Consider the following 13,082-nt stretch of genomic DNA (forward strand, 5'->3'; position numbering starts at 1 on the left):
TTATGAATTTAAAACTAATTGATTGTTATTATAAATACCGTATACTTTCCCTTTTAATTCTTTATTTAAAAAGAGGCTGTTTTTTGAAGTAGATAAGATATTTTCTTTTGAAAAAGTATAAGATTTATCAGGATTAAAAATCGATAAAATTGCTTTTTCATTTTCTTTAATGGTTGTTTTTTTAACACCAAAACGTTCTTTTGGATTGTTAGATAAACACTTAATTGTAGTTTCGATATCTAAAATTGAATTTAAAACTCCAAAAGCACTTTCTAATCCAATAGTACCATCTTTAGCGGTTGAAAATTCTACTTTTTTATGCTCAATATCAATTGGATTATGATCAGAAGTAATTATATCAATTGTTCCGTCTTTTAATCCTTCTATTAAAGCTTTTGTATCTTTTTGAGTTCTTAATGGCGGATTTACCTTTTTGTTACCATCAAAACCATGTAATTCATCATCTGTTAAAAATAAATTATGAATAGCAACACTACAACTAACATCTAATCCTTTCTTTTTTGCTTCTTTAATTAAAGCAACCGATTTTTTTGTTGAAATTGTCGGAATGTGAAGTTTACCACCAGTATATTCTAATAAAAACAAATCACGAGAAATCTGAAGCTCTTCAGCCAAAGCAGGCATCCCTTTTAAACCTAAAAGCGTACTGTTTTTACCTTCGTTAGCAACACCTTCACCAGCAATTAAATTGTTTTTAGGAAAGCTTAATACTAATCCATTAAAATTTTGAGCATACAATAAAGCTATTTTTAATAAATTGTCGTTTGTAACGGGTCTTTTATAATCACCAAAAGCAATTGCGCCACTTTGTTGCATATCGTACAATTCGGCCATTTCTATACCTTTATTTTGCTGTGTTAAATTTGCAATAGGGTATAGGCTTGTGGCAAAATTATTTGCTTTATTAATTAAAAACTCAACTGCCGCTTTATTATCAATAACAGGATTTGTGTTTGGATTTACAGCAACATCGGTAAAACCACTTTTTGCAGCAACAGTTAAACCATTTTTAATAGTTTCGCGCTCTTCATACCCAGGTTCACCAAATGAAACGCTAGTATCAAACCAACCTGTAGAAACATGAAGGTTGTCAAGTTTAACAACCTGATCGTTGTTTTTTACAGTAATAGAATCATCTATTTTGGTAATTATTCCATCTGTAATTAAAATATCTTTAGTTTGTTTGTGGTATGGGCTAGAGGCATCAATAATGGTAGCCGATTTTAGCAACGTTGTCATGGTTTAAAGAATTTTAAAATCAAAATTTCTATAAGCAAAGATACAATGGCTAATACTAAAAACCATTTCCAAAGCCATTGAATTTTATTTTCATCATTACTTTTTTTTAAGGTAGTTTGTATTGAGTTAGAAAATAAACTAGGTTTTGTGTTTGAAATATTTAAAAAGTAAAGTGAACTTTCTTCTTTAGGATAATTAAAAGCGATGTTTTTTAAAACGGTTTCTTGTTGTTTTATCTGATAAAAACCAGCGGTTAGTGGTTGTTCTTTTAAAGAGATTTTTATACTGTTTTGAAGTGTTTGTTGTAATGGTATAAACGAGTTTTTAGTATTTGAAACCGTTACAACTTCATTTTTATCTAATTGTTTATTAATAGTAATGTTTGTTTCTTTATTAACTAAATAATACAATTCAGAAGGCTGTGAACTTTGTTTACCAATATTGTAAAAAACAGGGACAATTAAAGGTGAATTTGTAAAATTACTATTTTGTTTATTTAAAGGCGAAGCAACCCAGTAAATAGAAGAATTTGTAGTGTTTATTTGCTGAATAAAGGCTTGTTTATTATCAAAAGACACAATGGTACTTGCATTTTTTAATAAAGTTACATAGGATGTTTTTACAAAAGGATATTGAAAATTATTTACACTTTTTTCAAAAACATTGTTTAAAAGCGGATGCTTATAATTTATAGTTGTAATTTTTAAACTATCATTTTTTTGTGATAATAATTGCCCGATTTTAAGTTGATTAAACAAATTATTATAAGAAGAAATTGCAATTTTTTTTGCTGGTATAATAAGAATGGTTCCGCCTTTTTTAGAATATTCAGTTAAATAAGCGCTAAGGTTTTTTGGTAAGTTGTCAATCTCATTTAAAACGATTAAATTTTGTTTACTTATTAAATTATAATCTAAATTTTTAAGTGTAGTGTTGGTTAACGTAAACTCTTTTTCAGTATAAATTTTACTAATAAAATCGGCAGGTTTACCAATGTTTAAAACAGTAGTTTTTAAATTAGGGTTTATTGAAAAGTAAAAAGAATTATCAAAGTTATAAGTATCGTTATAATTTAATGCTATTTTTCCCAAAAACATAGGTGATTTTAGAATCGAAAAAGTAACTTTTTGTGTGCTATTTTCCTTAATTGAAAACAATTGTTTATTTACAAGTTTATTTTTATTGTATAAAGCAATCGGAATATTGGTTTTTGCTTTTCCTTGGTTTTTAACAAGAATAACAACATTAAAATTAGTGTTATCAGTATTATTTACAAAAACACTGTCAATAGCCAAATTATCCTTTAATTGTGGACTTAGTTTTACAAACGAAGTGTTTTTAGTAAAACTTTCAAGTTCATCTTTTTTTGTGTTTTGAAAATCAGAAATAATAATATTTTTAGAAAGAAAATTACTGTTATAAACACTCGAAATTTTTAATGAAACACTTTCTAAGCTTTTCTTTTTAGCAGTGTTTTTTATTTGAAGTAAGATATCTTTTAACTCAACAGCAGTTTTGTTCTTGTAAAAATTATTGTTTGTTAACAATGAATAAGTAGCTTTTTTTGAAATATTTTCTATAATTTCTTGAGCGCTTACTTGTAATAAATTTCCTTTATCACCTTTCGCATTTGTGCTTAAAGAATTATCTATGTATATAAAAAAATGTTGTTGCTCATTAATTTTACGATTTCCAAAATAAGGTTGTGCAAAAGCAATAATTAAAGCGGTAAATAATAGCATACGTGTAGCTAAGATTAACCATTTTTTTATGCGCGAACTTTTACGGGTTTGGAGTGCTATTTTTTTTAAAAAAGCAACATTGGTAAACGGAGTTTTTACAAATCTTTGTAGTTGAAATAAATGAACTATTATTGGAATAATTAAGAGTCCTAAGAAGTATAAAATTTCAGGATTTTTAAATTGCATAATTCATTTTAAGTTGATGATTTGTTAATTGTAAAAATAGCTAAAATGATGGTTAAAAAAAGAATGTAGTTAAAAATCTGTTAGAATGTTGTTTTGTTTTCGACAACGTATCAAATTTCACTATTTTTGAACTATGACTACAAACGAAAGTGATTGTAAAAATCCAACTGAAATTAATTATCAAAATCATTGGAATACTGCATACACAAAAAATACAACCGAAAAGTTAGGTTGGTTTGAAAAAAAGGCAGCACAAACAATGTCTTTAATTTCTAAATCAGGATTAAAAAAGACTGCATCGATTTTAAATATTGGTGTTGGTTCATCGGTTATAGTTGGTGAATTATTGGCAGATGATTATACAAACATAATAGCAAACGATTTATCTGAAAAAGCATTAACTACTTTAAAAAATCGTTTAGGCGAACAAGCATCAAAAGTTACTTTTATTGCAGATGATTTAATGCATCCAAAAAAATTAAACAAGCTAAGTAATATTGATTTATGGAACGATAGAGCAGTGTTACATTTCTTTTTAAAGGAAGAAGAAAAGATTGCTTATTTTAATTTATTAAAGCAAGTTGTAGCTAAAAATGGATTCGTAATTATAGCAGTTTTTGCTTTAGATGGCGCAGAAAAATGTTGTGGTTTAGAATTACAAAAGTACAATGATGTTATGCTGCAAGAACGTTTAGGAGATGAATTTAAATTAATTGAAGCGTTTAATTACACGTTTGTAAATCCGTATGGCGGAAAAAGACCTTATATTTACACACTGTTTCAAAGAATAAATAAGTAGATGAAAGTAACACATATTCCCTTTAAAAAAACCGGTTTTTTCTCTAAAACAATGATTGATTATTTAGAGCAATCAGAAAGAATACAGCCCTTTTACAATAACTTTCCTGCTTTAGATAATTTTAAAAATCAAATAGAAAGCAAAACGTTTTCAAAAACAACGAGAACAGCTTTAGTTACCGTTTTAAAAGAGCAGTATTCAGGAGTAAAAAGAACAGCAGCTACACAGCAAAATATTGATAATTTATTGTTAGATAATACTTTTACGGTAACCACAGGGCATCAATTAAATTTGTTTACAGGACCGTTGTATTTTTTGTATAAAATAATATCAACCATTAATTTATGTGAGGAGTTAAGAGTTAATTATCCGCAGCAAAACTTTGTGCCAATTTATTGGATGGCAACTGAAGATCATGATTTTGATGAGATAAATTATTTTAATTTTAAAGGGAAAAAAGTACAGTGGAATTCTACTCAAACAGGTGGAGTAGGGCGATTTTCAACAGAGGGTTTACAAGACGTTTTAACTGTTTTTTCAAGCCATTTAGGAACTTCAAAAAATGCACAATATCTTATCAACCTTTTTGAAGAGGCGTATATAAAGCACACTAATTTAGCAGATGCTACAAGATACATAGCAAATAAATTGTTTGGCGAATACGGATTGGTAATTATTGATGCCGATAATCGTAGTTTAAAACAAGAATTTATTCCGTTTATAGAACGCGAGCTAGAAGAACAAATATCACATAAAAAAGTAACCGAAACGATTAATAACTTAGGAAAAGAATATAAAATTCAAGTAAACCCTAGAGAAATTAATTTATTTTATTTAACAGATAAAATTCGCGAACGTATTGTTTTTGAAGAAGGAGTTTATAAAGTAAACAACACCAATATTTCTTTGAGTTTTGATGAATTACAAAAAGAAGTTCATGATTTTCCTGAACGTTTTTCGCCTAATGTAATTATGCGCCCGTTATATCAAGAAGTTATTTTACCAAACTTATGTTACATTGGTGGAGGAGGAGAATTAGCCTACTGGATGCAATTAAAAAGTTATTTTGATGGGGTAAAAGTCCCATTTCCTATTTTGTTATTGCGTAATTCGGTGCAAATAATTTCAGAAAAGCAAGCAAAAAAATTAAAGAAATTAAATATTTCATTAGAAGAGTCTTTTCAAAACCAAAACAGTTTATTAAAAAATAAGGTGTTAGAAACTTCTGATGAAAAAGTTGATTTTACAAGTCAAAAAGAATTTTTACAGCAGCAATTTGTTGGTTTAAAAGAATTAGCTAAAAAAACAGATGTTTCATTTTTAGGGGCTGTAAATGCTCAAGAAAAAAAGCAGTTAAAAGGATTAGATAATCTTGAAAAACGTTGGTTGCAAGCAGAAAAGCGAAAGCAAAATGAGTTGGTTGAAAGAATTGTAATATTACAAAATGAATTATTACCAAATCAAAGTTTAGAAGAACGTCAACGTAATTTTTCTGAATATTATTTAGAGTATGGAGCTACTTTAGTTAAAGTTTTAAAAGAAAGTATACAACCATTACAACTAGAGTTTACGGTAATAGAAATGTAAGATTAAAACCCCTGTTTTTTATATTTTTGATAACTATTTTCATTGAATTTATAAGAAATGAAATAAGCAATAAGAAAGTAGATTACCATATTTATAAAGAAAAATAACGGAAATTTATAAAAGAATTTTTCAGAAAAACCAACTTCAAAAAAAATAAATATAAAAGAAAAAGGAAGTGAAAATGTTAAGGCCTCTTTAAAAGCAAATAAAGGTCTGTTACTTCTTTTTACTTCCCAGTTTTTTACAAATTGAGCGGTTTTATTTTTATAGTATTCGTTTGAATTTGAGTTCATAAACATAAATTAATGAGTAGCAAAGAAAGTAAATTACATAAAAATAACAAACACAAAAACGGATATAATTTTAAGTTTTTAAAAGAACAATATCCTAAAATAAGTGAATTTGTTATTACAAAATTTGGCAAAGAAACTATTGATTTTTCTGATCCAATAGCAGTAAAGGAATTTAATAAGTCGTTATTAGCAGCACACTATAATATAAAAGATTGGAATTTTTCTGATGAAAATTTATGTCCGCCAATACCAGGTAGAGTAGATTATATACACCACTTAGCAGATTTAGTTGCTGCTGAAAAAAATGTAAAAGTATTAGATATTGGTACCGGAGCAAGTTGTATTTATCCGCTTTTAGGAAGCGTAGTATATAATTGGGATTTTGTTGCGACTGATATTGAGTTAGATTCATTAGACTATGCGCAAGATATTATTGATGATAATAATTTAAGTACTAAAATTATCTTACGACAACAGTTTGATGAAAAGCATATTTTAAAAGATGTTTTAGAGGATGATGATGCTTTTACAGTAACAATGTGTAATCCGCCATTTTATAAATCGGCAGAGGAAGCAAGAGGAGCAAACCGACGAAAATCTAGAAATTTAGGAAATAATACTGTTAGAAACTTTGCAGGAAACTCAAATGAATTATGGTATGTTGGTGGCGAAAAAGCTTTTTTGCATACCTATTTGTATGAAAGTTCATTATATCCTAAGGTAAGTAAATGGTTTACAAGTTTGGTGTCAAATAAAGACAATGTAAAATCGTTAGAAAAATCATCAAAAAAACTTGGAGCCAAAGAATTTAAAGTAATACCGATGCATCAAGGAAACAAAGTAACACGAATTGTTTGTTGGCGATTTTAAAATATAAGTAAATATAAAAACAGTGTCTTAAATTTATTTTTAAGATGCTGTTTTATTTGTTATTCTTTAATAAAGTTTGGCCATCTTTTTAAATAGGTAATAAAAGTATCACTTAAACCTTCTTTTTTTAAATGTTCTTCAGAAACAGGAATGTTAATAGGTTCAAATTCAGGGTTGTCGATAACCAGTCTTGGAAAATTATGATGTAAAATTCCAGAAGTTCCTATCGAAACAAAATCGACACCCGCATCTAGTATTTTTTGAACATCAATAGCGTTACTAATTTTACCGGCAACAGTCCATTTAACATTTTTAAAGTCTAAACTTTTAAAATGTTCTAACAACGTCATATCTTGGTGTTTTTCTTCATTTGGCATTTTAAAGCAATCCCATAATGAGATATCTAAAAAATCAATATTTCCTTGAATAATTAGCTGTTGAGAAACCCATTTAACTTCATCAATATTCATTCCAAATCTTTCAGGAGATAAGCGAACACCTAAAAGAAACTCTCTTCCGCATCTTTCTCTAATTCCATTAACAATTTCAAATATTAAACGCGCTCTATTTTCAAGTGAGCCACCATATTCATCGGTTCTAAAATTTATTTCAGCGCTTAAAAACTGTGTTAAAATATAACCGTGAGCTCCGTGTACTTCAGCACCATCATAACCACATTTTTTGGCACGGACAGCAGCAGTTATAAAGTCATCTCTTAATTGATGCACTTCTTGTAGTGTAAGTGCTCTAGCGTTTGTCTTTTCGTTGTTTGAAGGACAAACAGGTTTTTTGTCAATCAATTCATGTGGAGTTCGCATTCCTGCATGATGCAATTGAATTACCGCTAAACTTCCTTCTGAGTTTATAGCTTTTGCTAATTTTTTATGACCGTTATTTAAAGCATCACTAAAAACCCCTAATTGACCGTTAAAACCTTTTCCAATTTCTTGAACGTGAGAAGCACATGTCATAACCATACCAAATTCTCCTTTTGCGCGCATGGTTAGCCATTTAAATTCATCGTCAGAGAGTTGGCCGCTTTCATGACTTTGTCTGTTTGTTAAAGGGGCTAACATAAAACGATTGTTCATAGTTAAGCCGTTAGAAAAAGTTATTTTTGAGTTCGGTTTATTCATACTTAAATTTAGTTATATATAGATATCAAATTTAAGTAGAATTTTGATATTACTATAAATACAATTTAAGGATATCGTAAAATAAATGGTTTATTTATTAAGTAAGCTTTTTTTAATTCTACTTAACTGTACTGGTGAAACATTTAGGTAAGAGGCTATGTAGCGTTGTGCAATTAAATTATCAACATTTGGAACTTTTTTTCTTAACATTAAGTACCTTTCAGTTGCATTATATGTAGAAATATCTAGAATAATTTTTTCAGCTTTTAAGTATGATTGTTCTAATGCTTTTACATAAAAAAGACTTAATTCGTGGTTTTTTAAGGCAAGTTCTTTAAATTTATAAAAATTACCTTTATAACCTGTAACCTTCGTTAAAGCTTGATAATTAACATCAGCAGGTATTTCTTTTACCATTGAAGATAAGTTGCTGCTTAAATCTCCAGGAGTAAATAAATGTCTAGAAATTTCTTTTCCGTCTTCTGTCTCTAAATAAGATCTTATTAATCCAGTTTTAATAATAAAAAAATCAGTGGGGCGCTCATTAACTTTAATAAAAAAATCAAAAGGTTCTAACTCTGTATAGGTCAGTAGGTCTTTAAAGAGGGTAAAGGTATTTTTAGATAAATTTATAAATTGAGAAGTGTAGTTTTCTATATCATTATTCATAAAGTAAAGGCAATTAACAAGTTGTATCTCTATAAAAAGATAATGTAAATTTAGTAAAAATGAGTAGTAAAAAAAATAAAAACAGGAAAAATCAAACCTACTTTTAATATTTTGTAAGCTTGATTTTGCACTAAAAATTTGTGTGGGGGCTTAAATTTTTAGTAATGTAACTTGTTAATTACACTCCAAATATATAGGGTTTTTTAAAAGTGAGCATTAACATATGTTAATATAATTAGTGTAGATAGTTTTTTCTAATTCGACTTAACTGAACAGGAGTGATATTTAAGTACGATGCTATATGGTATTGGTTGATTAAATTATCTATACCAGGAAATTTTTCTTTTAATAGTTCGTATCGTTGAGTAGCAGTTAACATTGATAATTCTAATATTTTTGCTTCTTCTCGTATATATACTGATTGCAATACTTTATAATGAAAAATACAAATATCATGATGTTTAATAGATAAATTATAAAAATCCTTATAGCTGCATTCTATAACCTCACAATCAGTTAGGCATTCATAAATTAAATTAGAAGGTTCTTTTTTTATCAATGCACCTAAATTACCTGAAGTTACGATAGGTGTAAATATGGTTTTAGTATGTTCTTTCCCTTTTTCATCAATAATATATGCTCTTATAATTCCTTTCTTGAGAATATAAAAATTAATAGGAATTTGTCTTATTTTAACTATTTGATGGTTTTTATAAAGAGTTTTATTTTTTACAATAGCTTTAAATTCATCAAAAGAGTCATCTGAAAGTTTGTGAAAATTGATAATAAATTTTTTTAAGAAATCCATAGGAATAGTTTTTTTGAGGAAAAAAATATATTATTATAAAATAATAAAAAGTACTGTAAAAATGAGGTATTAGTTTTTTATTGTTTTAAATGAAAGTATTTTTTTCGTATCCTACTTAACTGCACAGGAGTAATATTTAAAAAAGAAGCAATATGGTATTGATTTATTAAATTATCAATTTTGGGTAGTTTTATTTTTAATTGTTGATACCTTTGTGTTGCATTTAACATTAGTAGTTCTAAAATTTTTGCTTCTTCTCTTGTGTAAATAGCTTCCATAACTTTAAAGTGAAAAATTGCTAGATCGTGATATTTTCTAGATAAAGAATAAAAAGAATCATAATTACACTCTAATATTTCACAATCGGTAAGGCATTCGTAAATTAAATCAGAGCGTTCTTTTTTTATTAAAGCTCTTAGGTTACCAGAGGTACCCACAGGAGTATATATTGTTCTAGTATGCTCTTTACCATTGTTGTCTATAAAGTAAGCTCTAATAATTCCTTTTTTTAAAATGTAAAAGTTAACAGGAACATCTCCAATATTAACAATAATTTCGTTTTTTTTTGTGCTTACCCTTTTTGTAAGGTTACTAAATTCAGTTAATGAGTTTTCTGAAACACGATGAATATTATAAACAAATTTTTTAAAAAAACTCATAGCAAATTTTTTGGAGTGTTACACTCAAATTTACATTTTTTTATTTAAAAAAAAAACATTTTTTTTACTTTAATGTTCTATAAGCGTATTGTTTACCTGTTTTTTAATTGGGTTTTTTCCAAGAAAGTAATAGCGTTTGGTCCTTCCATAAAAAGTAAATCTAAAATAGATAAGTTTGATAAAAAACCGTGCTTATCATCAAACATTTGAATATAATGTTCTGTTTGAATTTCAATTCCTTTTTTAGCGACAGCTAAATTTCTATAATCAACAATAGTAGGTAACACTTCGTAATTTGTTGTTTTAGCGTATGTATTATCTATTTGTAAGGCATCTGTTATAAATAAATGTGTATCAATATTTACATCTTGTAAATAGATGTAATCTTTTGTGAATATTTGTTGAATATCATCTTCAAAAAATTCAAAGAAAGGTGACGATCGATAAGCAGATTGTAATGATTTAAAATGTTGTTGTTGCCAATTAACAGTATTGTCAACTAAAGTGTTTTTTGTTTTTTTTCGTCCTTCTTTAGTTAAATGTTTTACAGGTATATTTAGGCTTAACTTTCCATTAGCTCCATAAATATAACACCTGTTTCGGTAAGTTTGTTTTTGATAATTATCATCAATTTCAAAAACAACCGAATCAGATTTGTTAATTGCTGCGTATTGTACAATAGGAGCAAAGTAAGTAGGTATAAAAAGTGACATTAAGCTTTCTTTTTACCTTTTTTAAAACTATATACAGTATAACCAACGATTAAAAGCATTACCAACCATAAATACGAAGTAGGTTTACCGCTACCACCAACAGTTGTAAACATTCTATCCCAACGAATAGATTGTAATTTTGCAACAAAACTAGGTGCGTTTGGATCCCAGCTTAACCAAATCATTACAGGCTTACCCACAACATGATCAAACGGTACATATCCCCAATTTCTGGCATCTAATGAGTTTTGACGATTATCACCCATCATCCAGTAATAATCTTGTTTAAAAGTATAGTTTTTAGCCTTTTTTCCGTTGATGTAAATATCGTTTCCAAAAATTGTTAAATCATTGTTTTCATATCTTCGGATGATTTGCTCGTAAAAAGGAATCGTATTTTCATTTAAGGCAATAGTTACCCCTTTTTTAGGTATGTAAATCGGACCAAAATTATCTGATGACCAAGCGTATTTTGGATCGTGAGGAAAAACACTAGCATCATAATTACCTTTAGGAGTTAAGTGCTTTTCAATGCTTTTTACAATAGGGTTTTTAGCAATTAAAGCAGCTTCCTCATCGGTAAGGTTTAAGTAATAACGCCCGTCATTTAATAATTTTCCTTCACGAATGTTATATCGATTAATTGCTCCTTGCGAAAATTTTTGATTATCAGTATCAACAAGGTGCATCCATTGTGGTTTAGCTCTGTCTGGTAATATCGTTTTTTTTCCGTTTATATATACATAACCTTCACGAACCTCTAAAGTGTCGCCAGCAATACCAGTGGCTCTTTTTACGTAATTTGTTCTTTTATCCATTGGTTTGTAGGTTGCTTTTCCCGAATTGTCATGATACATTGTAGCTAAAGTATCAGCAGGCCAACTAAATACAACAATATCGTTGCGTTTAATTTTTTGAAAACCAGGAATACGCATGTACGGTAAAGATAGTTTGTTTAAAATTCCGTCTTTATTTTTATCATCAGAAATAAATGATTTTGTTCCCAAAACAGGAATTGTATCATGTGCCATTGGTGCAGCTATTGCTGTACTTGGTACACGCGCACCGTAATGAAACTTACTAACAAATAAATAATCACCTACTAATAATGTTTTTTCTAAAGATGAAGTAGGAATTGTGTAGGGCTGCATAAAATAAGTGTGTACTAGAGTTGCAGCAATAATTGCAAAAGCAATAGAACTTACCCATTCTCCTAATGCAGACCGTGGTTGTAAACTTCTATTTTCTATATAAGGAGTGTTGGTAATATAATTGATATAAAAAATATAAAATCCTAAAGTAAAAATAGCTAAAAGCGTGTCTTTTTTTTGATTAAAACCAAAACTACGGCAAGTCTCAATCCAAATAATAGGAAACATTAATAGGTTTACTATAGGTATAAATAACAAAATAACCCACCATTTTGGACGGTTGATTATTTGCATTAAAATAACGGCGTTATAAATAGGTATGGCAGCTTGCCATACTTTTTTTCCTGCTTTAACATATAATTTCCAAGTTCCTAAAAAATGGATGACTTGAATTATTAAGAAACATAAAAACCATTCAGTAAATGTCATAATGTATATATTTGTTTTCCTAATTGATAGGAATAAATTCTATATTATTAGTGTATTTTTTATCTATTAGTTACGTAATTAACCTAAATTTAACACATCTCTCATTGTGTAAACCCCCGTTTTATTAACTAACCATTCGGCTGCAACCACAGCTCCTAAAGCAAACCCATGCCTATTATGAGCAGTGTGCTTAATATCAATAGTATCAATTGTAGATTGGTAACTTACTGTATGTGTACCAGGAACATCAGGCGTTCTAATAGCTGTAATTGGAATGTTTTTTTCTGATGTGTTTTTATCTAATTCCCAATTTTCTTTTTCTGAGTTATCAATAATACCTTCTGCTAAAGTAATTGAAGTTCCGCTAGGAGCATCTAATTTTTTTGTATGATGAATTTCTTCAATAGCAATATTGTAATCACTTAAAGTATGCATCATTTTAGCTAATTGTTTATTTAATTCAAAAAAAACATTAACTCCTAAACTAAAGTTTGAGGCATAAATAAAAGCACCTTTTTTTTGGTTACACAAATCAACGATAGTATTATAGCTAGCTAACCATCCTGTGGTTCCTGAAATAACAGGTGTGTTATTATTGATACAATTGCTAATATTTGTAAAGGCAGATGTAGGAATGCTAAAATCAATGGCGATATCAGCTTTTGTAATATCGTACTCTTCTTTTCCTGAGGTTTTTATGACTATTTCATGGCCTCTTTGTAAAGCAATTTTTTCAATTTCTTTACCCATTCTTCCATAACCAAGTAAGGCAATTTTCAT

At 28.3% G+C, this 13,082-nt stretch carries 13 protein-coding genes; 3 read left to right on the forward strand and 10 right to left on the reverse strand.

The features are described from left to right. Both BA195_RS07090 and BA195_RS07095 read right to left on the reverse strand, forming a co-directional pair. Positions 1–1,260: a dihydroorotase gene (locus BA195_RS07090; protein ID WP_068703796.1), complete on the reverse strand. Its 1,260-nt coding sequence runs from the start codon at positions 1,258–1,260 to the stop codon at positions 1–3. Continuing rightward, on the reverse strand, positions 1,257–3,188 hold the full coding sequence (locus BA195_RS07095) for a BatA domain-containing protein (RefSeq protein WP_068703798.1): 1,932 nt from the start codon (positions 3,186–3,188) through the stop codon (positions 1,257–1,259). The genes BA195_RS07090 and BA195_RS07095 overlap by 4 nt, the downstream gene beginning before the upstream one ends. A 133-nt stretch (positions 3,189–3,321) precedes the next feature. Between BA195_RS07095 and BA195_RS07100 the strand changes: the two genes are divergently transcribed. Beyond that, complete coding sequence (locus tag BA195_RS07100; RefSeq protein ID WP_068703800.1) at positions 3,322–3,987, forward strand: class I SAM-dependent methyltransferase; 666 nt, start codon at positions 3,322–3,324, stop codon at positions 3,985–3,987. After that, a complete protein-coding gene (gene bshC, locus BA195_RS07105; protein ID WP_068703802.1) occupies positions 3,988–5,574 on the forward strand; it encodes a bacillithiol biosynthesis cysteine-adding enzyme BshC in 1,587 nt (528 codons plus the stop codon). A 2-nt stretch (positions 5,575–5,576) separates the two neighbouring features. Here the strand turns inward: bshC and BA195_RS07110 are convergent, their stop codons facing one another. Then, complete coding sequence (locus BA195_RS07110; RefSeq protein WP_068703804.1) at positions 5,577–5,867, reverse strand: DUF2798 domain-containing protein; 291 nt, start codon at positions 5,865–5,867, stop codon at positions 5,577–5,579. 12 nt (positions 5,868–5,879) lie between these two features. On the opposite strand from BA195_RS07110, the gene rlmF reads away from it, so the two are divergent. Then, positions 5,880–6,737 carry a 23S rRNA (adenine(1618)-N(6))-methyltransferase RlmF gene (gene rlmF, locus BA195_RS07115; RefSeq protein ID WP_068703806.1) on the forward strand — a complete coding sequence of 286 codons (858 nt, stop codon included), beginning with the start codon at positions 5,880–5,882 and terminating at the stop codon, positions 6,735–6,737. A 59-nt stretch (positions 6,738–6,796) separates the two neighbouring features. Here rlmF and BA195_RS07120 read toward each other — a convergent pair whose 3' ends face one another. The 7 genes from BA195_RS07120 to dapB form a co-directional block, all read right to left on the reverse strand. Next, on the reverse strand, positions 6,797–7,873 hold the full coding sequence (locus tag BA195_RS07120; RefSeq protein ID WP_068703808.1) for an NADH:flavin oxidoreductase: 1,077 nt from the start codon (positions 7,871–7,873) through the stop codon (positions 6,797–6,799). Between the two features lie 90 nt (positions 7,874–7,963). Continuing rightward, positions 7,964–8,542 carry a Crp/Fnr family transcriptional regulator gene (locus tag BA195_RS07125; protein WP_068703810.1) on the reverse strand — a complete coding sequence of 193 codons (579 nt, stop codon included), beginning with the start codon at positions 8,540–8,542 and terminating at the stop codon, positions 7,964–7,966. Positions 8,543–8,777: 235 nt separating this feature from the next. After that, a complete protein-coding gene (locus BA195_RS07130) occupies positions 8,778–9,350 on the reverse strand; it encodes a Crp/Fnr family transcriptional regulator (protein ID WP_068703812.1) in 573 nt (190 codons plus the stop codon). Positions 9,351–9,427: 77 nt separating this feature from the next. Then, entirely contained in the window at positions 9,428–10,009 is a 582-nt protein-coding gene (locus BA195_RS07135; protein WP_068703814.1) for a Crp/Fnr family transcriptional regulator, read from the reverse strand. Between the two features lie 92 nt (positions 10,010–10,101). After that, positions 10,102–10,722 carry a WbqC family protein gene (locus tag BA195_RS07140; RefSeq protein ID WP_068703816.1) on the reverse strand — a complete coding sequence of 207 codons (621 nt, stop codon included), beginning with the start codon at positions 10,720–10,722 and terminating at the stop codon, positions 10,102–10,104. Next, positions 10,722–12,302 carry a signal peptidase I gene (gene lepB, locus BA195_RS07145; protein ID WP_068703818.1) on the reverse strand — a complete coding sequence of 527 codons (1,581 nt, stop codon included), beginning with the start codon at positions 12,300–12,302 and terminating at the stop codon, positions 10,722–10,724. The genes BA195_RS07140 and lepB overlap by 1 nt, the downstream gene beginning before the upstream one ends. A gap of 78 nt (positions 12,303–12,380) precedes the next feature. Continuing rightward, positions 12,381–13,082: a 4-hydroxy-tetrahydrodipicolinate reductase gene (gene dapB / locus BA195_RS07150; protein WP_068703820.1), complete on the reverse strand. Its 702-nt coding sequence runs from the start codon at positions 13,080–13,082 to the stop codon at positions 12,381–12,383.

It is taken from the genome of Tenacibaculum soleae, from assembly GCF_001693415.1.
GTDB classification, from domain to species: Bacteria; Bacteroidota; Bacteroidia; order Flavobacteriales; family Flavobacteriaceae; genus Polaribacter; species Polaribacter soleae.